Genomic DNA, 26,718 nt, shown 5'->3' with positions numbered 1-26,718 from the left:
GTGCTTTTATCCTTTTTTTTCAAATAGAAAACTCAATTTTTAAATAAGTCATATTATGGGACAAATTTCAAATGTTCATGCTCGTGAGATTCTTGACTCTCGCGGAAACCCTACTGTTGAAGTAGAGGTAACTTTAGATTGTGGTGTTGTTGGACGTGCTGCTGTGCCTTCTGGTGCATCTACTGGTGAGCACGAAGCTCTTGAATTAAGAGATGGTGATAAAGGTCGTTATTTAGGTAAAGGTGTTCAAAAGGCTGTTGCTAACGTAAACGATGTTATCGCTCCTGAATTAGTTGGATTCAGCGTTCTTGATCAAGTTGGTGTTGATACTAAAATGCTTGAAATGGATGGTACTAAAACTAAAAGTAAGTTAGGTGCTAATGCTATTTTAGGTGTGTCTTTAGCAACTGCCAGAGCTGCTGCTGAGTATCTTGAAATGCCATTATATCGTTACATTGGTGGTACAAATGCTTGTACGCTTCCTGTACCTATGATGAACATTATCAATGGAGGATCTCACTCAGATGCTACTATTGCATTCCAGGAGTTTATGATTCGTCCAATTGGTGCTCCTACTTTTAAGGAAGGTTTAAGAATGGGTGCTGAGGTATTCCATGCTTTAGCTAAAGTTCTTAAAGGTAAAGGTCTTTCTACTGCTGTAGGTGACGAAGGTGGTTTCGCTCCTATGTTAGGTGGTACAGAAGAGGCTATCGATTGTATCCTTACTGCTATTAAAAACGCTGGATATAAGCCAGGTCGTGCAGAAGATGGTGGTGATGTTTCTATCGCTATGGACTGTGCTTCATCTGAATTTTTTAAGGATGGCGTTTATGATTATAGTATTTTCGAGCCTAATGGTGCTAAGCGTAACTCAGAAGAGCAAGCTGCTTATTTAGCTGATCTTGTTGCTAAATACCCTATCGATTCTATCGAAGATGGTATGGATGAGAACGACTGGGACGGATGGGTTGCCCTAAATAATAAAGTTGGCGATAAGTGTCAGTTGGTTGGCGACGATTTATTCGTAACTAACGTAGATTACTTGAAAAAAGGTATCGAATTAGGAGCTGCTAACTCTATTTTGATTAAAGTTAACCAAATTGGTACTTTAACAGAGACTTTAAATGCAATTGAAATGGCTCACAGAGCTGGATATACTTCAGTAACATCTCACCGTTCAGGTGAAACTGAAGATGCTACAATTGCAGATATTGCTGTAGCTACTAACTCAGGTCAGATTAAAACTGGTTCATTAAGCCGTTCTGACCGTATGGCTAAGTACAACCAATTGCTTCGTATTGAAGAAGAATTAGGTGCTTCAGCTGTTTATGGATATAAGAAAGTAAAGAAAGCTTAATTTATAGTTCATAATATATGAGAAAGGCTATCCGTTTGGGTAGCCTTTTTTAGTCTAAGAATGAATACTTGAGTTCAAAAAACGGGTTGTAATGAAATTATTTTACCTCAAATTCTTTCTGATATTGCTCAAGCTCTCCGAATTGGTTTATTCCGTTAATTGTTATTGTGAATTTTGATTTTTCATCAGAGGTAAAAAAGGAATGTTTGTTGTTTGTGAAATCTGTTTTCCAATATAATAGGTTTCTATAGTCCGGCTCACTAGATTTGCTTATTGAAGTACTGTCATAATCTGTCGCATGAAATATGTATGGCGTACTATATCCAGTGTGTGATTGACGGAAAATTCGTTCATCAAAATCAACTGCCTCCAGGTTGCCATTTTGAGTGTAAAAGGCGAGGATACGCCCCAATTCTATACCCTTAACAAAGTAGTTTGAATTGATTAAATCTATTTTTTTTATCTCATTGCCCTCTATTTCAAGTATTCTGTCAACATCATTTATGTAAATACCATCTACAAGAGTAAATGATTCCCCTACAGATGTGTTCATGGAAGATTCTTCATAGATAGTAATATGAGGTTTTCCTTTTTTCTTTGATATTACTGTATGTGGTACCAGTTCCTTAATGATTTCTGCGGCAGTAGTTAATTCGATGAATTTTGATAATTGTATAGAATAGTTTGGGCTACCATAAAATGAAATAGTGTCTGAATTAATCTCTTTTTTTGTATCGTATCTGTTTTGATTATAAACTGTGTTAATCTGCATGTTTATAATAGCCTTATTTACGTTATGGGCTTCGTTTTTTGTAAGGCTGAACTCAGGAATTGCGTGGTGAGGGAAAATATTACAATATGCGTAATCGATATCCACTTTGTAGTCAAGTAAACCCTCTTTGCTTTGAAATGGTTGTATTACGAGTTCGAAGTTTCCAAATTGATTGATGGTAAACTTAAATCTGCCTAATGAGTCCGTTGATGCAATGTCGATGATAGATTTAGAACCAACGATATTTAGCATCACTTTTTCGTGCGCTATGGGTTGGTGGTTTGTTTTGTTTAAAAGGGTGCCGGTTATTATCTTGCCTTTATATTCCGGTATGTAATTAATTTTCGGGATAGTTTGCCATATGCCGTTGGGTGCCGAAAAGCATAAAAGTATATCATTTATTTCTATGTTTTCAGTAACCCATTTTTTTAGATTGTTATAGGAGTAGCTGCCTAACGTGTTTTGATTATTTATATAGTCTGTACTTTGTGTTAAACAGGCTTTGCAAACAGAAACTGTTTTGTTTTTTAAATGGGTAAATCCTGTTAGTTGCATATTTACTTGTTCCCGTGGTTTGTATATTGATTTGTCTAGTTTTATCTGGGAGGGGGTAATCGCATTTGGTACATGTGCTAAGAAGTATCTGGAAGCCAGTAGTTCGCCTTTATGATTTAAGAGTTGTGCGCAAATATATCCTTGGGGGAGTTTGTCGTTTGATATCTCAATAAAATTATCTTTGATTATATAGTTTTGAATGAAATCTCCTTTTAAACTGCTTAAATGTAATTTGTATCCCGTTGTGTTTTTCTGGTTGGTTATAACAGTAAGGTGAGTATTGTTATTAGTAAATTTTAAGGATAAAACAAATCCTTCTTTTGAAGCTGATGTAAGTTTGTGAACATTAGAGGAGCCGTCAACAGAATACTTTATGTAGTACGAATCCCCAAATGAGGGACTAAGGGTAGTTTTGGCAAAGCCTTGTTTGTTTGTGTTAAAGTTTGAAATGGTATCATGGTTGGAGTTGGTTATAAATGCTTTTACCTGTCGCCCTTTGCCATAAGGATCCAAAACCTGAACCATCAGCAAATTTTCTTTGTCAGCCAATAGCTTGTCGCTTTCTGCAAATGTTAAAACAGTATCTTTTTTAAACAATGATTCTGATGTTGGAAATTTATCTGCAGAAAATGGATTGATGACAGAGATAGGTTTGTATTTAAATAGATCGTAATGATAGTTTCTCATCCATTGAGTATATGCCCTTAGTATATAATTGCCTGTGCTAATAGTGTCCGGAACATATACTCCGACCGTATTATTCCCCGGGGTTAAATGAATTTTTGATTGAAAAACAGGGGTGTTTTCCTTATTCAGTATTTCAATATACCCAACTTTGCTAATGTTAGAATGTTTGTTGCCGGAAGAAGCCGAACAATGGGCATAAATCCACATGGGTTCTCCTGAAATATATAGAGAGCGATCTGTTGTAATATGTATCGTTTCCTGAGCTGTTACCGGAGTTATGGATGCTATCGCCACTAGAGTGACCAGTATGATTTGATAAAAATATAGTTTCATAATGAATAGTTAGTTTGTTAGTCCTTTTCTATCCAGTTTTCTGGAGGAAATGCACTGGCTTGGTTGGCATCGCAGGATGAACATCGAGGAGTTGTGTATAATAAACCTATTACACCCATACCCATTTTATCGTATAGCGGGCGATAAAAAATCATACTCGAATGAGTTTCAAGAAATAAATATTGCTCGTATAATGTTCTTGTGGCGCTTGGACTTATTGTGTCAGGGATACAATCTCTGCGGATATATCTTTCTAAACCAAGATCCTTTAATTTGTTTGTGGTAACATATATTTCTTGTTGTGTAATTCCTGAAGTCTGAAAATATCCCAACACTTTTTCATCTTTATTAGTTGTACATGTAATATTGCTTTCAATACCAATAGGCTGTTTTCCAAATAAATCACCAGTGTCTTCACTTGAGTCTTTCAGCTTTCGCCAGTAGTCAAATTCTTCTTCCGAAATGGAGTGTTGTTTAATAGTTGCTCTGTATCTTCTTGAAAAGCGGCGTGAACTGATTGGTACAGCGTAGATGTTGTTGCCGATGATTTGATTAGAAGCTTGGTTTTTAAAGGAGTATAGTGTGATGCCCTGCATTCGGTCGTGTTGATAACAGCTCTTGATGACATCTGTATTGTAATCAAATTCACTTTCTCCAATCATTTTGTAATATAAGGGGGTTGGCAAATCAAATACCCAATCCTCATCTATTGTCCATCTTAAAAAGGTCTCGTCGTTGGAGCATACAGAAGCATCTATACTAATGACTACTGCCTTTTCTTCTTTGTTGTTAATTTCATCAATGGCCATTCCTGCTTTTAATCCGATGTTTTCAATGCAAGAGGGTTCTTTTATAGTACAGAAGGAGGATTCATAATTGTTATCAGGATTATGTGTAATTATCTTTAATTTATATGATTTACCTATCTGAGCCTGAAAATCGACAGGGGAAGAGTAGGTGCCATCATCCGTTAATGTAAAGCCAATTTCATTGGATGTTTCATCAATAATGTATACCGAGGCGTCATTAATATATTCAACTGTGTCAAGTATGTTCTCTTTTGAATATGTGAGTTTAACAGTATATGGTCCCGGCTGGTTAGATATACTTCCATCAACTACAAGCAACTTGCTGTGATTTCCATATGTTGATGAGTCTAGAGGCTCAAGGCAAGAGTTTAAAATACTTGCTAGAATTGCAAGTAAAATGAAATTTTTCATTGCGATTTGTATGAATTTGCTATAAAAATATAAACAGTTTTTAATAAAATGTACTATGAGACGAATATTTTATTACATTCACATTAAATATTTAAAAGTTTTAACCCTTTAGCTATCACTATTATTTATCCCAGTGTCATGTTTGTTAAGTTCTTTTCGCTCTTTTTCTTGTTTGTGTCTTTTAGTGCGTCTGTTTTTTCGCAAAGTTTAGACGAAAATGTTAAAAATATAGATAACCGGTATTATGCTTTGGATAGTGCAACTGTGTTGGATTTGTACAAGAAAACATTTTATAACCGATTGGGGTATGTTTACGGTAGAGAATATAAAGTAAAATATTTATTTGGGAAATCGGCTCCTTATTTGAATTACAGACCCGGGAAAGGCGCGGTATATTCAAGTGGATATGATTACGGTAATTTAATTTTGATGTATGATGTTCTTGAAGACGAACTGGTAGCTACCCCCAAAGATTTCGGTTTGTCAATTCAATATTTTCAGATCAAGAAAGTTGCTGTGGATTCCTTTGATATTGCCTTTGATGATGTTAAATACCGCTTCCATCATGTCAGGTTTAAAAAGCAGCAGCCAACTTTTGCCCAAGATGGCTATTACGAAATACCTTATAGCGGGAAGTTTAAGCTTTTGTTGAAGCATAAGGCGTATTCTAAATGTGAACAAACACAGCAAGAGTTTAATTTTCTTCATCGATACATATTACAGAAAGATGGCGTTTGCTATAAAGTTGATAGGAAAAGTCAATTTTTGAAGCTTTTCCCAGATCAAAAAAGGTTGTTGAAAAAGAAATTCAGGACGTTTAAAGCTTATTATTCTAGTTTAAATCAGATTCAGATGGCGAAATTAGTTCAATATGCAGAGAATCTATATTATCAATAAAAGAGGATGAGTAGAATAGTATTGTACACTTGTTTGTTTGTTTTGAGTATTCAGGGAGTTGAAGCACAGGGTGTTGGTGATGTATCTATAAAAGCAGATTCCGTTTCGTTTCATGAAGTTGTTAAATGTCTTGAGCTACAAACCGGCAGGCGTTTTTATTATAAAGCTGAATGGGTAGAAGGTAAGACGCTTCAGTTGGATATCAATAAAAAAAATCTTACACAGGCACTTGATGTTATTTGCAGCAAAGCTAAGCTGGTTTATAATTTTATTGATGATAACAGTGTTGTGTTTACTACTGATTATAAAATTAAAACCAATTATGCCGAAGAATATGTTGATTTTTTACAGCAAAAGGAAATTGCGTTAAAAGACACAGTTACTTATGTTCGACCTGAAAGGGATCAGGAAGAAGAGAAATTGGTTAATTTGGAGTATCAAACCTTTAAAATTGGGAGCCCTTCAATTAAACCCTTCAATAAAAATGCTACCCTGCAAGGTGTTGTACGGGATATGGAAACTGGCGAGCCATTGATTGGAACAGTCGTTTATATTGATGAATTGAAGGAGGGGAATGTGACCAATACTTATGGTTTTTACTCCATAACTGTTCCAAAGGGACAGTATAAAGTGGAATATAGATCCATGGGAATGAGGACTACGTATCGCAATATTGTTCTTCAATCAGATGGGGCTTTGGATGTGGAACTAAAGAGTAAGCCAACTTCAATAAATGAAGTTACTGTAAAGGCCCAGGCTGACGATAAGGTGAAGAACCTCAGGATGGGGATGGAAAAAATAACTTTGAAATCCTTAAAACAATTGCCAGGCGGTTTTGGCGAAGCTGATATTATAAAAGGTACATTGTTGTTGCCAGGGGTTCAAACCGTTGGCGAGGCTTCTGCCGGTTTTAATGTTAGGGGAGGGGCTGTTGATCAGAACCTTATTTTGTTGAGTGGAGCTCCGATTATGAACACAGCTCATTTCTTCGGTTTCTTTTCTGGTTTTAATGCCGATTTGGTTAAAGATGTTACTCTGTATAAAAGTGGGGTTCCTGCTAAATACGGAGGGAGGGTATCGTCAGTATTGGATATTGTTTTAAAGGATGGAAACAGAAAGGAAACAAAGATTAGTGGGGGATTGAGCCCGGTGTCAGGAAGGTTGACTGTGGATTCACCTATCAAAAAAGATAAAAGTTCTTTCATTATTGGTGCTCGTTCTACATATTCAAACTGGGTTTTGCGATTGTTGGATGATGTAAAATTAAAGAAGAGTAAAGCTGGTTTTTATGATGTGCAGGGGAATTTTTCATTTGATCTTGATGATAAAAATAGTTTGTACTGGACTGCATATTATAGTCATGATAATTTTAGTTATTATTCAGAAGATGCTTATAAATTCAATAGCCTGGCATCTTCATTAAAATGGAAAAGAATATTTAACCCTAAATTATTTTCAACTTCCACGCTTTTTGTTAGCCAGTATGATTATACACTAAAGTCAAGAAAAGATTCAGCTTCACTGCATAGTGTTCAATATAAATTAAACCAATATGGTGTAAAGACTGATTTTTCTTACAGTACAGTTCAAAACCATAAAATTGATTTTGGGTTGAGTGGTACTTTGTACGATTTGTCACCAGGGGATAGAAAACCGATAGGGGAAATCTCGTTAATACAAGCCAAAAAACTTGAAAAGGAGAAGGCGGTAGAGTTGGCTGTTTATATAGGCGATGAGTTTAACTTGTTGCCCCGGGTTTCTGTATCGGCCGGGTTGCGTTATTCTTTATATGGGGATTGGGGACCTAAAACACAGTATAAATATATTAGCGGCCAATCCAGAAATATAGATAATGTAATTGATACGCTGAATTATGGTTCGGGTCAGTTGATTCAGTTCTATTCCGGACCGGAATTCAGATTTTCATCGAATATTACCTTGAGTAGTCTAAGCTCCATAAAACTGGGAGTAAGCCGTATGTATCAGTATATTCAAATGATTTCCAATACGGCCTCAATGTCGCCTACCGATATATGGAAACTTAGTGATACTTATATAAAACCGCAGCGTAGTGATCAGTATTCCGTTGGCTTTTATCAAAAACTAGGTAAAAAGTATAATTTCTCAACAGAAATGTATTACAAGCAGTTAAATAATATAATAGATTATAAAGGCGGAGCTCAGCTTATTATGAATGATCATTTAGAAACAGATGTGTTAAATGGTATAGGAAAGGCCTATGGCGCTGAGTTTATGTTTGAAAAAAATAAGGGCAAACTAACCGGATGGATTAACTACACTTATTCAAGAGTTTTACATAAAATAGACGGTGAATTTGCTGAAGACCGTGTGAATGATGGAGATTTTTTTCCTGCAAACTATGATAAGCCACATGATTTTAAGGTAGTAACAAATTATAAAATGTCCCGAAGACTTAATGTTTCAGCCAACTTTTTTTATAGCACCGGCAGGCCCTTTACTGCACCAGTGGCGTATTATGAAATGAATGATTCATACCGACCACTGTATACTGATAGAAATGCTGTTAGGATGGATGATTACATGCGTGTTGATTTGGCAGCTACCTTAAATGGGAATCTTATAAAGAAAAAACTTAATCATAGTTCTTGGACTTTTGCTATTTATAATGTTTTAGGCAGGATGAATCCATATTCAGTGTTCTTCAGAACCGAAGGAGAAGAAGTAAAGGGGTATAAAATGTCGATATATGGAAAACCTGTTTTTACCGTTACCTATAATTTTAAATTTAAAGGTAATGCTAAAGATGATTTTTAGTTTCGTCAAATTGTCAAAGGCTTCAATGTACAGTTTGTAAATGTCAAAGCCTTTAACCTCGTACTTATTTTTTGTCTGAATTATTTTATATTATATCAATCAGGCAAGATGTCTTTTTTGCTTTATGCAAGAACAAAACATTCTTATTCCTGTTTTAAATTTGTTATATTGTTATGACCTTCAAATTTAATATCTATGGATTATATAAAAAGCAAATTACTTGAAATAGCCCAACCTAAATCCCAAATAGTAAAAAAACTAGTTAAGGAGCATGGTGAAAAGGTAATTCAAAATGTTACTATGGGGCAGGTTCTGACAGGGATGAAAGGGGTGGTGAGCCTGCTTACCTGTACTTCAAAGCTTGATCCTGAAGAAGGTATCCGCTTCAGGGGGTATTCAATTCCCGAGCTGAAAAACCTATTGCCAAAAATTCATGACGAGGGAGAGCCTTTGCCCGAAGGTATTTTTTATCTGATGTTAACAGGAGAACTACCAACGCCCGAAGATGTAAGGTATATTAGTGAGCAATGGGCTCAGAGGGCGCAGGGTATTCCTGCCCATGTGTATGATGTGATAGAAGCTTTGCCTAAAGATGCCCACCCCATGATTCAGTTTAACACCGCAATTTTGGCAATGTCTACGGAATCACAATTTCGTAAAGCATACCTTGTTGGGATGGATAAAAAAGATTATTGGGATCCAACTTATGAGGGTGTCATGGATCTGATTTCAAGGCTCCCTGCTATAGCGGCTTATATTTACCGTAGGGTTTTTTACAACGGAGACCATATAGAACCTGATCCATCGCTGGATTGGGCAGGTAATTTAGCTCATATGATGGGGCATGACTCAGAGGAAGCAAAGCGACTGATGCGATTGTATATGCTTATCCACTCCGACCATGAAGGAGGAAATGTTTCAGCCCATGCTACCCATCTTGTCGGATCTGCCTTGTCGAACCCATATTATAGTTTTTCTGCAGGCATGAACGGTCTTGCCGGGCCTTTGCATGGTATGGCAAACCAGGATGTTATGCACTGGCTCAACAAAATGAAGCGGGAGATAGGTTGTGAAGATCCTACCGAAGAACAAATCAAAAAATATGCTGAAGAAACCCTGGCCAATGGAAGGGTTATACCCGGCTATGGTCATGCCGTGTTGCGAAAAACGGATCCAAGGTTTACAGTGCAGCTGGAATTTGCCAATAAATACATACCGGATGCGCCATATATAAAACTTGTTAATAAGATATATAACGTTGTGCCGGATGTGCTTGGGGCAACAGGTAAAGTGAAAAACCCCTGGCCTAACGTTGATGCCATTTCCGGGTCGTTGTTAACTAGTTATGGTATCAAAGAATTTCCAATATATACCGTTTTGTTCGGCGTATCAAGAGCATTGGGAGTGTTGACCCAACTGATTTGGGACAGGCTGTATGGATTGCAGATCGAACGTCCTAAGTCGCAAAATTTAAGATGGTTTATTGATAAAGCTGAAGAGTAGGGGGTATGATTGTTCAAGTCAGATAACCCTATATGTTGCCAGTATTCCAAACGGAAACCGCAAGCAGCTTCTGTATGTGTTATTTTGCATATAAATACAGTTGTTTTTAATATAAACGCTTTAAAAGTAATTTTGAATTATTATTTTTAGCAACTAATATGGGAGCTGTTTTTTTAACCTGGTATAGAAATTTGTTCTGGACACTATTGTTGGCCGGGATATGGTGTGATGGACTTACTTCCAGGCTCCTGGCCTCCAATGTTTATAATGAAACCACTACTACCTGGTTATCTGTAAAAGATGGACTTTCCGGAAATTCAGTTACTGCTGTATTACAGGATAGTAAAGGTTATATATGGGTGGGTACCCAAGATGGCTTAAACTGTTATGATGGCTATTCTTTTGAAGTATTCAGGCACGAAATAGGCGATGATTTTTCAATTTCAGGGAATCATATAAAATGCATAGCTGAAGACCTGAACGGTGACCTGTGGATTGGTACCATAGGGGACGGACTGAATAAATGGAATCGGAAAACAGGCAGGTTTTCTTCTTATTCGACTAAAAGTACCAAGGTTCTTACTCTGCCTGAAGATAATATTTTAGGTCTTTCGTTTGATATTGATAGCACGTTGTGGGTGAAAACCGACAATTATTTACTAAATATCGATATAAAAGAACACAGTGTGAACAAATATGGGTTATATAGTAATATATTCCATAACAATGAATACTCTACCGCTTCACTTCTTCATAAATCAATTTCTTATTTGTGGATAGGTACCAACGAAGGGATTTCTCAGTTCAATAAAACGGAGAGATTATATGAGAGGATTGAAACCAAAGGGAAAGATATTCCCGGGGTAAGGGCTATTGGACAAATTACCACAATGTTGCCATTGTCGGAAGGCACAATAATGGTTGGTGGAACTAAAGGATTAGGGGTTTTGCGCGAAACAGGCCAAGGTTCATATTCTTTCAGTGAAATAGATTTGGGAAGTAAGGTGCCTGTTGGGATAAATGCTGCCATTGTTCATTCCCAGGGGGGAGTGTTTGTTGGTTCTTCATTGGGATTGATGTTGTTAACATATGATTATGTGGAGAATAAGTTGGTGTTTGAGTTGGGTTCGGATGAGAATGTACTTGTTAATAAAGAAGTAACTTCAATAATTGAAGATGGTTCCGGATTACTTTGGGTTGGTACAAAGTATGACGGGATAATCAAAGTTGATTTTAAACCCCGGAGATTTAAATTGCTCGAAGGAAAATTAGGAGAGCTCCAGGATCTTTTGGAGTGTGACGTAAGAAGTATCCATATTGATGAAAGTGGGAAAATATGGATCGGAACCTTCGATAAAGGGATTAAAATAGTGGATCCGGAGTCTTCTGATGTATATAACTTTCCTGTAAATTATTCATTGTACAGGTCGCAAAAAGATAAAGTGTTGTGCATGTGCCAGGATTCGAAAAAACGCTTGTGGATCGGAACCGGAAATGGTGTTTATATCTATTATAAAGAGAGGGGTGTAATTTCAGAATTTTCGTATGCAGACAATGCGGAGTTTAAATCTTTGTTGCAACAAAATGAAATCAATGCCATTGAAGAAGACCTTAAAGGCAATATATGGCTTGCTACAAGGTTTGGTTTATATCGTTATGATGGATATCAAATAGAAAGTTATTTTTCTGACGGTAAGGACGAAACCTCTATATGTGACGATGAAGTACATGCGTTGTTTCAGGATTCAGAAGGCGTACTTTGGATTGGTACAAAACGAGGGATTAATTTTATAGACAGGAAGCAGGATGCGGATATTGGCTTTGGTCATTTGAAAAACTTTAATGATTCTACCTCATTGTTGAGCAATGATCATATATTATCTATTGCAGAGGACAATAATAACAGGATGTGGTTTGGTTCTCGTTCCGGTGTAACCTTTTATGATAAAACAAAGGATGGTTTTGGTTATTATTCCCATCTGGAAGGTGTGGCCAATGATATGATAAATAGTATTGTTTGCGACAAGCAGTCAAGAATATGGTTGTGCACCAATAAGGGTGTGTCTTTGATAGATGAGAATGGAGCCGTGTTTAATTTTGATTTGAAGGACGGATTACCTGGATATGTGTACAATAAGAACGCAACGGCTGTTGATGCTAATGGTAATATTTATTTCGGAGGTGTTGGGGGCGTTGCTTATTTGAATCCGGATTCCATAGTGTTTAACCGTCATAAACCTAAAGTGCTGATCACTTCAATGGAGTTGTATCATAAAGGGAAATTAATACAGCGTTTCAGGGGGGATGAGAAAAATATTTCTTTAAAGTACAGGAAAAGTTTAAACCTGAAAGTAAAATATGCTGCTTTAGAATATACTGAACCATTAGAAAATAAATTTCAGGTATATCTGGAAGGATTTGATGATGATTGGCGTGAAATAACAACTGAAAACGAGGTCAATTTCTCTGATCTGCCGTCAGGAGAGTATGTTCTTCATATCAAGGGCTCAAACAGCGATTTTGTATGGACCCAGGATCCAATTTATATCCCGATAAAAATTATCCCTCCAATTTGGATGTCCAACTATGCTTATGCATTTTATTTTATTGCTTTAGTGTTTTTGATCCAATCCATCATTAATTATCGGATCCGGCATTATAAAAATGAGTATAAATCACTACAGGAAAAAGCGGTTGACAAGAAAAAGTTAGAGGCTCAAAAAGAGATGTTGTCAAAGATTAACCAAAGCCTTACCGATAGTATTTATTATGCCAAGAGAATTCAGGAGTCTATTTTGCCTGATGAAAAGAAGATTAAATCAGCTTTGCCCGACTCCTTTGTGTACTATCGGCCTAAAGATTTGGTAAGTGGCGATTTTTATTGGCTGCACGAAAGTGATGACAAGCTCTTTGTAGCAGCCGTGGATTGTACGGGGCATGGTGTTCCTGGCGCTTTTATGTCTATCATTGCCTACGATATGCTAAAAGGTATTATTACTTCAAGTGAAATATCATGTCCTGCAAAGATTCTTGATAAATTGAGTAAGGAAGTTATTGCCACCTTTAAAAAGGATAATAAAGATCTATCAGAACGGAAACAGGCTGTGAACGATAGTATGGATATTGCCTTGTGTGTTATTGATAAGGCTCAAAGGAAATTAACTTTTGCTGGCGCATACAATCCTCTTTACCTGGTGCGAAATAATGAAATATTTGTTTATAAAGGTGACCGGTTTGCTATAGGTTACCTGTCGGAAGAAGAACCTCATTATTCAAAGCATGAGATACAGATCGAACCCAACGATACTTTTTATATCTTCTCCGACGGTTATGTGGATCAGTTTGGTGGAGATGATGGCAAAAAATTTAAATACAGGAGGTTCAGGCATCTGCTTTTAAATATCCATAAGTTGCCTGCTGATGATCAAAAAGCCATTATACATCAAAAATTTGAAGAATGGAAAGGTGACCATGAGCAGGTGGATGATATTATTGTTATGGGAATTAAACCGATTGTAGAACTGGTTTAATCCTTAATTAATGCTTCATACAATATCTCGATTGGATGATGGGCTGTTCTGCCGGATCCATCAGCAATCTGTTGGCGGCACGAAGTTCCGGCAGCTGCAATTAAGGTGTCTTCACTTGTTTTCCTGATTTCCGGCAGGAGCTTTAGTTCTGCTATTTTCATCGAAAGGTTATAGGATAGTTTTTCGTATCCAAAGGAACCCGCCATGCCACAACATCCAGACTCTATTTCAGTGGCTGTATAATTCTCAGGGAATGATAGTATTTGTTGGGTATGCTTGGTCGATGACAGAGCCTTTTGATAACAGTGCCCGTGAAACTTGATGTCTCTTTTTTCTTTGGTAAAGGCTTCTTTCGATATCCTTCCAATATTCATTTCGTTGGACAGGAATTCATCAATAGTAAACGTGTTTTTTTTAATACGTATGGCTTCGTCTTTTAATTCGTCTTTTACCAGCGAGATGTATTCGTCCCTGAATGTTAAAACGGCCGAGGGCTCAATTCCAATTAACGGACTATGTGAAGAAACCATAGGCGCCAATAGCTCAATGTTTCTATTAGCTGTTTTTTTAGCTTTTTTGATCAGTCCTTTCGATATAAGGGTCCGTCCGCTGTGGGTGTGTTGGGGTACAACCACCCTATAGCCAAGTTTTTCAAGTAAGATAATCGCTTTGATGCCCAGATCGCTTTCCAGATAATTGGTAAACTCATCGGCAAACAGGTAAATAGTTTTATGCCTGGCCGGAGTTTTTTTATGCCATTTAGCCCATGTTTTTAATGTTTTTGACGACATGGCAGGGATGTTCCTATGGTGGGTAAAGCCTGTAAAGCTTTGGATGATATTTTTGCTTAAAGGGAATTTGACTACTGCATTATACAACCAGGGGACAAAAGAAAATACCTTGTTTATAACAGGGAGGTAGCCTACTGTAATTGCCCGGGTAGGAGTTCCCTTTTGGTTGTAATAGTGTTGTAAAAATTCAGCCTTTAGTTTTGGGATGTCAACTCCTGAAGGGCATTCTGATTTACAGGCCTTGCATGAAAGACAGTAGCTTAATACTTCATATACTTCATCCAGGTATAAATCGTCTACTTTAAGGGTGCCGGTAAAATATTCCCTTAGAATATTCGCCCGTCCTCTGGTAGAATGTTTTTCGTCGCGGGTTGCCATATAACTCGGACACATAGTGCCGCCTATTAGTTCCGATTTAAGGCAGTCGCCCGAACCGGAACATTTTTCGGTAGCCCTTACTATCCCTTCAGTATCTTCCCAGTCGAAAACCGTTTTAAATACCTTTGAATCCTCCTGTTTTCTGTATCTGAGGGATGTATTCATTGGAGGGGTGTTGACAATCTTATCCGGGTTAAGTATGTTCTCCGGGTCAAAAGTCTTTTTAACCCTTAATATGAGCTTGTAATTGGTGTCCCCGATCATTAAGGGGATAAATTCCCCCCTTAATCTTCCATCACCATGTTCTCCGCTTAATGAGCCATTATATTTTTTTACCAGCAGAGCTGTTTCTTTGGCTATTTTCCGGAAAAGGATAACATCCTGGGGGTCTTTTAGGTTTAATACCGGACGCAAGTGTAATTCGCCGGTTCCAACATGAGCATAAAATACACAATCCTTTCCGTATGAGGCCAATAGCTCGTTTATGTCGTTTGCATATGCCGGTAGGTCTTTGGGATGCAAGGCCGTATCTTCAATAACAGCCACAGGAAGATTGTCGCCCTTCATATTTGATAAAACGCCCAGGCCGGCTTTTCGCAAGGCCCATACCCTGTTAATATTCTGCTCCTCAACAACAGGGTATGCAAATCCCATGTTGTGTTGTTTAAAATCAGCGATCAGGGCATTTATTTTTTTAGACAGGAGGTCCTTGTTGTCTTCCGCGAATTCAATTACCAAAAGTGCAGCAGGTTTGCCGGTTATAAAAAAACGGTTGCTTTGTTGTGCTGCGCTTTTTCCTGCCAAATCAATAATTTTGTCATCTATTAATTCTACAGCCCGAGGTGCATGTTTTAGTGATAATATATTGGCATGTAATGATTCGCTGAGGCTTTTGAAATGGGCACATAACAAGGCCTTGTGCCTTGGGGGTGTGGGGACAAGGTTTAGCTTAATTTTGCTGATAGTCATCAAGGTGCCTTCCGATCCGGCTATTAGCTTACTTATGTTAAGAGATTCGCCGCCTTCAACAAATGGAAACATATTAGCCAAAATGTCTAAAGCATAACCTGTATTTCGCCTGGTGATATCTTTATGTGGATATTCTTTGTGAATTTCTTTTATATTCTCCTGATCAGAAAGAATATCATATATCTCCTGATAAATTTTTCCTTCAAGGGTATCCTGTTTGCATTTTTTTTCTAGCTCCTGCTGGGTAATGTCTTTAAAAATAACCTCTTCGCTATTGGATAAAAATCCATGTACTTCGAGCAGGTGTTCTCTTGTACTTCCATAGATTAAAGAGTGGGAACCGCATGAGTTATTGCCCACCATACCACCGATAGTACAGCGGCTTGAGGTAGATGTTTCCGGGCCAAAGAATAATCCATGGGGTTCCAGGTATTTGTTTAATTCGTCAAGGACAACTCCTGGTTCAACAATAACCCAGTTTTCTTCAGTATTCAGCTCAATGATCCTGTTCATGTATCTGGAGGTGTTAACCACCAGTCCATCTCCTACTACCTGTCCGGCAAGGGATGTTCCTGCTCCCCTGGGTATAATTGGCAGCTTGTTTTTATGAGCAAATTCAATAGTGAGAAATAAGTCGGCATGATCCCTTGGCCAAATGATACCGGCAGGTTTTTCTCTATAAGCTGATGCATCTGTGGCATATTGTGCTTTATAAATATTTTCGTCAGAGACTTCGCCTTTTAATAATTGAGATAGTTGGTTAAGCTTTGACTTAATATCAGAATTGTCCATCGAAAATTAATTTTCCTGTAAAAATAGGAAAAAAGCAGAGTTTTAAACATGTAGTTGCGGATATTTAAGGTTAATGATAGGTTGCGATGGATGTGTCAGGAGATTTGAGAGAAGGGGTATAGGAAATGACGGTTGAAACTCAGTTAAAAGTCACATTATACTCAGACTAAACTCAGACCAAACTCACTGATTAGTGAGTTTGGTCTGAGTTTAATCTGAGATGTAAGTGGGAAAAAAGTGTGTTTATCTTTAATCTCTTATTTTTCTTTTTTAGAAATGTTACAGTTACATGTAGGGAGATTCTTAAATTTGGTTAGAAGGCTTTTCATAGGCATACCAATAAAGTGTTCCCACAAAAAAGGCTCCACCTACAATATTACCAAGAGTCGCTGGAATTAAATTATCAACAATAAAAGAACTCCATGTAATACTGGCTCCTTCAAAGATGGCTAGCGGAATAAAGAACATATTGGCAATGGAGTGTTCAAACCCTAATGCAACAAAAGTCATTACCGGCCACCAAATACCTAATATTTTACCGCTGGTATGTTGTGCCGACATTCCCATCCAAAGAGCTAAACAAACAAGCCAGTTGGCGCCAATTCCTTTTAAAAATGTTTTATAAAAAGGATTGGATGTTTTTGCTTCTGCAATGCTGAATATCGTTTTGGTCCATGGCTCAGAACTTACAACTTCAGTTAAGTGGGTTAAAAAATAGGCCACAAAAACGGCTCCAAAGAAATTTCCGATATAAACCAGGCTCCAGTTTCGTAATGGAGCAGTCCACTTTTGTTTTTTACTTAATACATTTGGCATAAAATAAGCATTGTTGCCAGTAAAAAGTTCTGCACCTGCCATAACAACCATCATAAGTCCAACCGGAAAGGCTGCTCCAAAAACAAATTTTGTGATACCTGGGTTTTTAGCTGTAATTTCAGGCATACCTCCTGCCAATAGAATAGAAAGAAGGCCTCCGAATGCAATATAGGCTCCTGCCATAAAAGCTAAAGTCAATATTTTTTTTGTTGAATATTTATCTTTTTGCATTGCAGACTGACCTGCAATTTTTATGATTTCAGGAGGTGTGAATAGACTCATTTTTTTCGAATTGTTTAAATGTGATTTAAAATTAGCTGCTGGTGCTGGCCTGATGATATTATATTAAGAAAGTGATATTTGGTTTATTTATACATACTTATCAATGTCTTGTAAGGTAGGCCTTTGTGCGTGGGTCCCTTTAGGGAAACAAAGGGTGAGCGGTGGCAAAATATCGTAACTTAATAAAAATAGTGGCAGCTGCATGGTTAGTTTATTTTTACTTCTTTAAAATATGGGGTGAGGATTTCTTTTGCCCGCTCAAGTTGCTCTGGTGAATTTTCAACAGCATCCTTTAGCATGTACTCTTCTCCCAAAGCCTCCCATTTATGAATGCCAAGCTTATGGTAAGGTTGGAGCTCAATTTTTTCAAGATGTTTGTAGTTTTTAAAGGTCTCGCCCAATCTTACAAGTTCATCAGGATTGTCTGTATGTCCCGGAATTAATACATAGCGTAGCCAAAAGGGTTTGCCTGATTTTTCCCTGTGGTTGATAATCTGCATATTGTTGGCTAATCCGGAAGAACCAGTAATCTTACAAAAACCATCTTCGTTGGTGTGTTTGATATCTACCATTATCAAATCTGCAAATTCATCCAGAAGTAATTTTACTGATTCGCTGAAAACGGTTCCATTTGTATCAATGTTTGTATGTATTCCCTCCTGTTTTAACTTGCTGAAGAAGGGGATCAGTACTTTATTTTGCAACAGCGGTTCTCCTCCCGATACAGTTACTCCACCTAACTTTCCGAAGTAGGGTTTCATATTTACAGCTCTTTTTACCAGCTCATCAATGTCATATAATCCCCCGCCTTTTAAATCAATCGTATCCGGATTGTGGCAATACAGGCATTTTAAGTTGCATCCTTGCAAAAATACAACCATCCTTATGCCCGGGCCATCGTGTGTGCCGAATGATTCTATAGAGTGAACTTTAAGTTTTTCTGACATTGGGATAATAGACAATAGACAATAGATAAGAGATAATAGATAAGAGACAATAGATTATAGATAAGAGACAACAACAAAAGTAGAGAGTTCTACTTTTGTTGTTTAATAAAATATCATTGAGATTACTAGAATAAAGATCATGTAAATAGTCTCTTATCTCATGTCTGTAATCTAATAATCTTTAGTTTTACATTGAGTCGTGGAAAGAACGCGACAATACTTCCTGTTGCTGTTCTCTGCTTAACCTGATAAAGTTAACTGCATATCCTGAAACCCTGATGGTTAACTGAGGGTATTCCTCCGGACGCTCCATGGCATCTTCAAGAACTTCCCTGTTAAGGACATTCACATTTAAGTGTTGTGCATTTTTCATAAAATATCCATCCAGTGCAGCGACCAGGTTGCCAACCCTTTCTTCTTCGTTTGATCCCAGTGATTTAGGTACGATTGAGAATGTGTTGGAGATTCCATCCTGCGAATCTTTATAATCAATTTTTGCTACAGAGTTTAATGAAGCAATGGCTCCATGCGTATCACGTCCGTGCATTGGGTTTGCTCCCGGCGCAAACGGAATTCCTTTAGCCCTGCCATCTGGTGTAGCCCCTGTTTTTTTACCGTAAACAACGTTTGATGTAATGGTAAGTACAGACAGGGTTGGATTTGCATTTTTATATACCTGAAGACCATCTAATTCATTGCTGAAGTGTTTCACTAAACTACGGGCAATTAAATCTACACGGTCATCATCGTTTCCGTATTTTGGAAAATCTCCTTCAATTTCAAAGTCAACGGTTAATCCATCCTCATTACGGATCGGTTTTACCTTTGCATGTTTGATAGCAGAAAGCGAATCGGCAACAATAGATAAACCTGCGATACCATATGCCAAATTGATTCTTGGGTTGGTATCGATTAATGCCATCTGGCCTTTTTCGTAGTAGTATTTATCGTGCATGTAGTGAATGATGTTCATCGATTCGTTGTATACACGGGCTACTTCCTTCATGGCTATTTTAAAGTTCTCCATTACCTTGTCGTAATCAAGATACTCGTCATTTGCTATGGAAGGGATGCCATCTACCATTTGCGTTCCCGTGTTTTCACAGCGGCCGGCGTTTAATGCTAATAATAGTGTTTTTGCAAGGTTTGTACGAGCTCCAAAAAACTGGATGTGCTTACCCAACTCCTGGAATGATACACAGCAAGCAATGCCATAGTCATCACTGTCTCTATGGCAACGCATCAAGTCATCATTTTCATATTGAATTGATGAGGTATCGATGGATACTTTAGCACAGTATTCTTTAAATCCTTGTGGTAAGTTATTACTCCAAAGAATAGTGATGTTTGGCTCAGGGGATGGTCCCAGGTTGTATAGTGTATTTAAGAATCGGAATGAAGTTTTAGTAACTTTACTTCTTCCATCAACCAACATACCTCCAATTGATTCAGTCACCCAGGTTGGATCTCCTGCAAAAATTTGTTCGTAAGCCTCCATCCGCAGGTGGCGTACCATGCGAAGCTTCATTACAAACTGGTCGATATATTCTTGAGCCTCATTTTCAGTAATAACACCTGCCTGTAAGTCTCTTTCAATAAAAATATCAAGGAATGAAGAAACACTTCCTAAGGACATTGCTGCCCCATCCTGCTCTTTAACAGCTGCCAGGTAAGCCATATAGGTCCATTGAACAGCCTCTTTCCCGTTTTGTGCAGGGCGGGCAAGGTCCAAACCATAAGCATTACCCATGTCAATCATTTGATATAAGGCCTTGATTTGCTCTGCTACTTCCTCACGTAGGCGAATAGTAGCATCGGTCATAGGTCCTTTAATATCTTTTAAATCTTCTTTCTTGGTTTCGATCAACTTGTCGATACCATATAATGCCACGCGGCGGTAATCTCCAATGATACGTCCGCGTGCGTAGTTGTCTGGTAAACCGGTTAAAAATCCAAGGGAACGGAATTTTCTGATTTCTTCAGTATAGGCATCAAAAACCCCATCGTTGTGGGTTTTTGTATATTTCCCAAAAGCTTCGGTAACCATATCTGATGGTTTTAAGCCATGTTCAGAAAGTGCTTTCTGAACCACCTTAAACCCACCGTAAGGTTTCATCGCTCTTTTTAATAATTGATCTGTTTGTAAACCGACAATAGTTTCGTTTTCTTTATCTATATAACCTGCTGCAAAAGAATTGATAGTAGAGACGATTTCTGTGTCTACGCTCCTTAAGCCATTGTTAGCTCTTTCCTCTTTTAATGCCTCAAGACAAGCATCCCAAAGTTTTTTTGTTTTATCAGATGCTCCGGTTAAAAAACTATAATCTCCTGTATAAGGGGTGATGTTTTTTCTGACAAAGTCTCTAACGTCAATGGCATTGTTCCAATTGCCACTTTCAAATTCTTTAATTTCCATAGTCGTGCTTATAATTTTGCGCAAAAGTATTGCTTATTGTTTAAATAAAAAATTGCTAAATGTTATAAATGTGGAAGTTAACGAAAGTTACATGTTATAAAACATATGTATCTATCTAAGATTCAAGCAGAAAATGTGTTGTATAACATAAATGCAAATCTTTGTTAAATAATTGTAAATGGTTTAGTTTAGTTGGTTGTTGGATAGTTTTGAAAGGTATTTGATGGCTTTGTTTTCTTCCTCTGCTATTTTGTATTCCTCAATAAAAGTTGATAAAAGAACCTTGAGTTCTTTAATTTCAATTGCAGCTAATAGCATTTTGATAGCTGTATTTGGAAAGGGAATATGGATTTTTCTTTTATACCGGGTTTCTTTGTTTGCCCGTTCAAAATCATCAGGATTTATCCTGCTTAGATAGTCCCTGAAATTTTCGATACTGTTTAGGGATGGAAAATCAATGCCAAACTGATTATATTCAAAGTGAAATTTATTACAGCTTTCGCAAGTAAACAGATGTCCGTGCAGTGTTTTTATATCAACCTTTTCCATTGTTTCTCCTTTACACATCATAACAATCTATTGAGCTAATTGTTTTAATTTAGATTAATTATGCATACAAAGGTGTGAATTACAATTTGACAGTACAATCCCTAAAAGTGGGTAAATTGCAATGTTCAGATTGCAGAATGTGTGTAGAGTTGATATGTGTAGGTTGCGTTTGAGACTAATCTGGTTTTTGTATTGAATTATGCGCAGATGGTTTTTTCGTCATTTTTGCAATCCCATTCTTTAACAGCAATCGACCAATCTCCATATTTTGCTGTTAGATAGTCTTTGTAATTTACCGGGACTTTAAATTTATAGCCCCTGTATTGAATGGTTTCATGTCCTTTGTAATGAGACTTGCAGACTCTTAGTATTTTTTCTTTAGCTTGCCAATAAGTGTGTTTGTTATCGTTTACCTTTACAAAAATATCCCCAATCATTGCTTTTTGGTCATATTTCCTGTCAAACAGGTTCCATAATGAAAAAGCAATGGGTTTTACTTTGAATATTCTTGGCTGCCCTTCTTGAATGGCTTTGTACGACTGCTTCGATTTTCTTTCACTGAGTTTTAAACCTTTTATCCAAAAAACAGCTTTTAATGACTTTAGTTTATTGGCATGGGAGATGTCAATCGAAAGATCAATGTCATGATCCCAAGGCAGAAGGTCGCCGTCCCTGACCAGGCCCAAAAGAGTGCCTCCTTCCAGGTGGTATTCTATGTTGTTTTTGTCTAAAAGTTGAGTGATATAGAAAAGTAAATTTCTAGCCTTTACAAGTTTTCTCCCAGTTAGCTTCATCCCAATAATCCTTTTGTGTAATGGCTTACAAAATTATGTTTTTCTTTAGATTATGAAAAACTATAATGGTTGTAATGCTTGATTTTGTATTCCTATACGGAAGTTTTTGTATAAAGTTTTACTTTTTGTGATATAACACCTACCGGGTATGAGCTTTGAAATTGTAAGAGACAGGGTGGTGTGTCTTTTTCACATTAATGCAGCTTTGTATTTTATTGTGTAGGAAGTTATAATTATGCTGTTGGGGGTTGCCCAAAGTACCATTTGGGCATACCTCCTTTATGTCTTACTCCACCGGCTCACAAACTGTTTCGATATGGTCCCTGTCGTTAAGATACCTGGTGTAATCACCGGTAAACTCAATCCGGGTTTCTATAGCTTGGGGTAAGCTCCCGGTTAAGCCAATGATTAATTCGCAGGCTTCGCGAACACCACCGTTTCCTCCCTGGTGGCCAGTTCTGTAATCACAGCTCTTGTTGTCTTCTAAATATTGATTGAAAAGAGGGTTGGCATTTCGGTTAATCTGGAAACTGGCACCAACAGAACGCGCCAATTCAACGTCTAAGATATCGTCAAAGAAAAATGCAATTTCATCGGGTTGCAAATTATTTTCTTTACAGATGCGTTCCAGTGCGCGGACTTTAAATTTGCAACGATAAAAGGCTGCATTCATATGTTCTCGTTTTGCTAAAAACTGGGCACTTTTGTTTTCTTCACCGGTTACAATAAAAGTATGTGGTAATTTTCCATTGCGTAACCAGTAATCAAGCTTAAGCATGTTTAGTCCCATGGCATCGGGTTCTGCAAAGCTGCTGCCTTCATTTCCTACTTTTGAGCCATTGTTAAATACTCCATCCCAATCAAAAATGTATGCTTTTATTTTTGATAGTTTTTGTTTTAAATCAGATACCGGTGTTATAAAGGTTCCTCCGATAGTGCTAAAAGCCCCCTCTATCTCCCCCGGATGGGGAGTAACGTATAATGTGCTCATGTTTTTTACTTATCTCATTGTTACTAAATCAGAACTTCCCTCTGCTATTCTCCTCCCCTTTGGGGAAGCTGGGAGGGGCATTTATCTGTTTTTAATAAATTGATTTGCCCTTTCCAAATCCTCCGGAGTGTCGATGCACATGGTTTCATCCATGTCCGTAATAACACAAGTCACCGGAATTCCGTTTTCAATCCATCTTAACTGTTCTAACGACTCAGCTTTTTCAAGAGAGGATGGTTCCAATCCAACAATCTTGTTTAGAGTATCAATCCTGTAGGCATAGATTCCAAGATGGCGATAGTAAGTATGGTGTTTTAGCCAATCTGATTGTTCGATATTTCTTAAATATGGAATTGGGGAACGGCTAAAATAAATGGCTTCGTTTTTATGGTTTAATACTACTTTTGCTTCACCAGGATTAAAAATGTGGTCAGCTTCTGTAGCTTCCTGAATCATGGTTGCAATTTGTGTTTCAGGATTATCAAAGCTCTTTTTTACTTCTTTAAGAATGTCGGCATTAAAAAAAGGTTCGTCTCCCTGAATATTTATAATAACATCAGAGTCTAATCCGTATTTTTCTTTGATTTTTTCTGCAGCCTCAGCACATCTGTCCGTTCCACTGGTATGGTCTTCTCTTGTCATTACTGCCTTGCCACCAAATGCTTCAACTGCATCAATGATTCGCTGGTCATCGGTTGCCACAAAAACATGCTCCAGTCCTTTTAAGCAATTTTCGTAAACCCATTGCACCATTGGTTTATCACCAATCATGGCAAGCGGCTTTCCCGGCAGGCGTGTAGAACTGTATCTGCTTGGAATTATTCCTACTATGTTCATATTTTAGACTTTTAGATAATAGACAAAAGATAAGAGATTGTCCATTATCTCTTATCTATAAGTCTAATGTCTTATACTACATTCTTTTGAAAAGATCCTTAATTTCTTCTTTTGAGATTTTGTTTTTCCAGTCATGGCCAAAAGCGTTGTCCCACATATGTTCAAGAGCCCAGCTTATTTCAACCATTTGGTCAAATTGTTCTTCGGTGCATCCTGCTGTGATATTAGCCGGGATTTCAACGCCCTGAGCGGCTTGCATTTCTTTAAAGGTTTTGTATCCTTCCGGATAGTACTTTTCAAGTTGGTTGAAAACAATGCAGTTGCCAACTCCGTGGTGAGTTCCTAAAACAACAGCTAAGCCATAAGACAAAGCATGGCAAACACCAACCTGACCATAAGTAGTACTGTTGCCTCCCATAATAGAAGCTACCATCATTTTTTCATCAGCTTCTAACTGGTCCCTGTATTTATTCATAAATACCTCAACAGTAATGTCGTTTGATTTCTCAGCAAATGCTAGTCCCATTGAATTAATCCAGCTTCCATTCATTGATTCAACATTGTGAATGAAGTTGTCCATTCCTGTAAAGAATCGATCTTCATTAGGAACAGTTGCTAATAATTCAGGATCAAAAATCACTTCGTTTGGAATAGTGTAATCGCATTTGATTCCTAATTTCTTTTCCGGCCCACTTAGTACGGCAGTCATTGAAACCTCTGCACCTGTTCCTGTAATGGTGGGAATACAGATGGTGTATATCCCTTCGTTTTTTATTAGGTCTAATCCTTGATAGTCTTTTGAATCACCAGGGTTTGTAACCATTAAACCAGTAGATTTTGCATAGTCCATGGCAGTTCCGCCACCCATACCAACCATTACAGCTGGTAAGGTATCCTGATGTGCCAGGATCTGATCACGATATTTATTTACTAAAGTGGTTTTAGGTTCTTCTGTTGAATCAATAAAAATCACTAAATCTTTATCTGATTTAGGGATGCGATTCAATATATTTTCTTTATCCTGGAAAAAGTGATCAATCATAAAAACAGTCCAGTCGTTGGTTGGTGTTTTTCTACGGTCGATTAATTCTCCCAAGTGATTGAAAGTTCCTTTGCCAAAAGCATAATGGCCCGGATTAACAAAACTTCTAAAATCGTATAGCATGGTAATTAGTTGAAAGTTGAAAGTTGAAAGTTGAAAGTTGACTTACTACATTCATAAATCAAACTTCTTTTCTCAATTTCTAATTAAACAAAAGCCATAAGTCTGACATTCTGCATTGCCTAACTTATGGCCTTTAATATTTTATTATCCTAATACTTTATCAAAAGCTTTGCATATAGCTTCCAATTGCTCAGGTGTACTTGTAATATTCATATTAATAGAAACCAAGCGGCCAATGATGTCATATGATTTTGGCAAGTCAAGGTTTTTGTAATCTTGTGGCTTGTCAAGGAATTGCATTCCTACCGGACCGGCAACTTTACACTCTGTTAAGTGATCCCAGTTTTTAATAAAGTGATAGTTGTTGTTAAACCAGTAAGCAGCAGCAACACCTTCGGCAGCTAAATCAGCACAAGCTTTTTTAGCTTCTTCCTGTGTAGGTAAAAAGAAATTCAATACAGTAGCCGAATCCCCTGATTCATCAGGAACATTCCTAAATACCACTTGTGGGAATTTCTTTAAGTAATCCTTCAGAACTTTTTTGTTTGAACGAAGACGTTCCAGGATATAATCAATTTTGCGGAACTGCGCCAAACCAACGGCAGCATGAAGTTCACTGATACGATAGTTTGTGCCCAAAATTGGGTGGTCTTCGGCACCGCGGTTGTTGCCAAGGTGGCTGTGTCCGTGGTCGCTCCATGTGTGGGCTGTTGTATAAACTTCTTCATCATTGGTTAAAACAGCACCACCTTCACCTGCAGTAATTAACTTAAAGAAGTCGAAAGAATAACAGGCTACTTTTCCAAAAGTACCTAACATTTTCCCTTTGTAAGATCCGCCCAGGGCCTGTGCTGTATCTTCAATCAATATGATGTTATGTTTGTTGCAGACTTCAACAATTTCATCAATTTGTGCCATGGCACCAACCATATGTACCAACATTACCGCTTTGGTTTTAGGTGTAATGGCTGCTTCAATAGATGCTGCAGATAAACAAAGCGTCTCGTCAATTTCTGCAAATACAGGAACTGCACCGCAATTCACCACTGCTTCAATTGGCGCAATAAAAGTAAATGGGGGAACGATAACTTCATCGCCGGCACCCACACCGACCGAAGCTAAAGAAACAGCATCTGCAGCAGTACCGCTTGTTACCATGTGGCAATACTTGGCACTATGATATTCAGCAAATTCCTTTTCAAAGGTTTTTGCTTTCCATATGCCTTTCCTTTGTTCATCGTGGTTATATCTGAATAGAATTCCTGTTTCAAGGACTTCCATTACTTGTTCTTTTTCTTCTTTACCAAATAATTCTGTACCCGGCATTTTTTTAGATTTTTA

The 26,718-nt window shown here is 37.6% G+C and carries 17 protein-coding genes; 5 read left to right on the top strand and 12 right to left on the bottom strand.

The window, feature by feature from the left end:
• The first annotated feature begins 55 nt into the window (after positions 1-55).
• Positions 56-1,357 (top strand): phosphopyruvate hydratase, encoded by a 1,302-nt coding sequence (gene eno / locus OM074_RS01560; protein WP_301197514.1) that lies wholly within the window; start codon positions 56-58, stop codon positions 1,355-1,357.
• Positions 1,358-1,454: 97 nt separating this feature from the next.
• Here the strand turns inward: eno and OM074_RS01555 are convergent, their stop codons facing one another.
• Together OM074_RS01555 and OM074_RS01550 are read right to left on the bottom strand one after the other, a co-directional pair.
• Positions 1,455-3,704 carry a hypothetical protein gene (locus OM074_RS01555; RefSeq protein WP_301197513.1) on the bottom strand — a complete coding sequence of 750 codons (2,250 nt, stop codon included), beginning with the start codon at positions 3,702-3,704 and terminating at the stop codon, positions 1,455-1,457.
• A gap of 17 nt (positions 3,705-3,721) precedes the next feature.
• Positions 3,722-4,924, bottom strand: coding sequence for a DUF4249 domain-containing protein (locus OM074_RS01550; RefSeq protein ID WP_301197512.1), 1,203 nt, complete (start codon positions 4,922-4,924; stop codon positions 3,722-3,724).
• Positions 4,925-5,062: 138 nt separating this feature from the next.
• Here OM074_RS01550 and OM074_RS01545 point away from each other — a divergent pair, with 138 nt between their 5' ends.
• The 4 genes from OM074_RS01545 (at position 5,063) to OM074_RS01530 (ending at position 13,650) form a co-directional block, all read left to right on the top strand.
• Positions 5,063-5,821 (top strand): hypothetical protein, encoded by a 759-nt coding sequence (locus OM074_RS01545; protein WP_301197511.1) that lies wholly within the window; start codon positions 5,063-5,065, stop codon positions 5,819-5,821.
• Positions 5,822-5,827: 6 nt separating this feature from the next.
• The gene (locus OM074_RS01540; protein ID WP_301197510.1) at positions 5,828-8,617 is read left to right on the top strand and encodes a TonB-dependent receptor; all 2,790 of its coding nucleotides are present in this window, start codon (positions 5,828-5,830) and stop codon (positions 8,615-8,617) included.
• Positions 8,618-8,812: 195 nt separating this feature from the next.
• Positions 8,813-10,120: a citrate (Si)-synthase gene (locus tag OM074_RS01535; protein WP_301197509.1), complete on the top strand. Its 1,308-nt coding sequence runs from the start codon at positions 8,813-8,815 to the stop codon at positions 10,118-10,120.
• Positions 10,121-10,278: 158 nt separating this feature from the next.
• A complete protein-coding gene (locus OM074_RS01530) occupies positions 10,279-13,650 on the top strand; it encodes a ligand-binding sensor domain-containing protein (protein WP_301197508.1) in 3,372 nt (1,123 codons plus the stop codon).
• On the opposite strand, the gene OM074_RS01525 is transcribed toward OM074_RS01530, so the two are convergent.
• The 10 genes from OM074_RS01525 to OM074_RS01480 form a co-directional block, all read right to left on the bottom strand.
• The gene (locus OM074_RS01525; RefSeq protein WP_301197507.1) at positions 13,647-16,580 is read right to left on the bottom strand and encodes an FAD-binding and (Fe-S)-binding domain-containing protein; all 2,934 of its coding nucleotides are present in this window, start codon (positions 16,578-16,580) and stop codon (positions 13,647-13,649) included. The genes OM074_RS01530 and OM074_RS01525 overlap by 4 nt on opposite strands.
• A 303-nt stretch (positions 16,581-16,883) precedes the next feature.
• The gene (locus OM074_RS01520) at positions 16,884-17,678 is read right to left on the bottom strand and encodes a formate/nitrite transporter family protein (RefSeq protein WP_301197506.1); all 795 of its coding nucleotides are present in this window, start codon (positions 17,676-17,678) and stop codon (positions 16,884-16,886) included.
• A 206-nt stretch (positions 17,679-17,884) separates the two neighbouring features.
• A complete protein-coding gene (pflA, locus tag OM074_RS01515) occupies positions 17,885-18,625 on the bottom strand; it encodes a pyruvate formate-lyase-activating protein (RefSeq protein ID WP_301197505.1) in 741 nt (246 codons plus the stop codon).
• A 187-nt stretch (positions 18,626-18,812) separates the two neighbouring features.
• Positions 18,813-21,041, bottom strand: coding sequence for a formate C-acetyltransferase (gene pflB / locus OM074_RS01510; protein WP_301197504.1), 2,229 nt, complete (start codon positions 21,039-21,041; stop codon positions 18,813-18,815).
• Positions 21,042-21,224: 183 nt separating this feature from the next.
• Positions 21,225-21,590, bottom strand: coding sequence for a DUF6686 family protein (locus OM074_RS01505; RefSeq protein ID WP_301197503.1), 366 nt, complete (start codon positions 21,588-21,590; stop codon positions 21,225-21,227).
• A 197-nt stretch (positions 21,591-21,787) separates the two neighbouring features.
• Positions 21,788-22,384: a LicD family protein gene (locus tag OM074_RS01500; RefSeq protein WP_301197502.1), complete on the bottom strand. Its 597-nt coding sequence runs from the start codon at positions 22,382-22,384 to the stop codon at positions 21,788-21,790.
• A gap of 286 nt (positions 22,385-22,670) precedes the next feature.
• Entirely contained in the window at positions 22,671-23,375 is a 705-nt protein-coding gene (locus OM074_RS01495; protein WP_301197501.1) for a hypothetical protein, read from the bottom strand.
• 81 nt (positions 23,376-23,456) lie between these two features.
• Positions 23,457-24,212, bottom strand: coding sequence for a 3-deoxy-manno-octulosonate cytidylyltransferase (gene kdsB / locus OM074_RS01490; protein ID WP_301197500.1), 756 nt, complete (start codon positions 24,210-24,212; stop codon positions 23,457-23,459).
• 76 nt (positions 24,213-24,288) lie between these two features.
• Positions 24,289-25,377, bottom strand: a complete 1,089-nt coding sequence (locus OM074_RS01485) for an iron-containing alcohol dehydrogenase family protein (protein ID WP_301197499.1) — start codon at positions 25,375-25,377, stop codon at positions 24,289-24,291.
• Positions 25,378-25,521: 144 nt separating this feature from the next.
• A complete protein-coding gene (locus OM074_RS01480) occupies positions 25,522-26,703 on the bottom strand; it encodes a DegT/DnrJ/EryC1/StrS family aminotransferase (RefSeq protein ID WP_301197498.1) in 1,182 nt (393 codons plus the stop codon).
• Between the last annotated feature and the right edge of the window lie 15 nt (positions 26,704-26,718).

Origin of the sequence: Plebeiibacterium marinum, assembly GCF_026013615.1 — a bacterium.
GTDB classification, from domain to species: Bacteria; Bacteroidota; Bacteroidia; order Bacteroidales; family Marinilabiliaceae; genus Saccharicrinis; species Saccharicrinis marinus_A.
The sequence above is the reverse complement of the archived record's forward strand: the minus strand, read 5'-3'. Positions and strand labels throughout refer to the sequence as shown.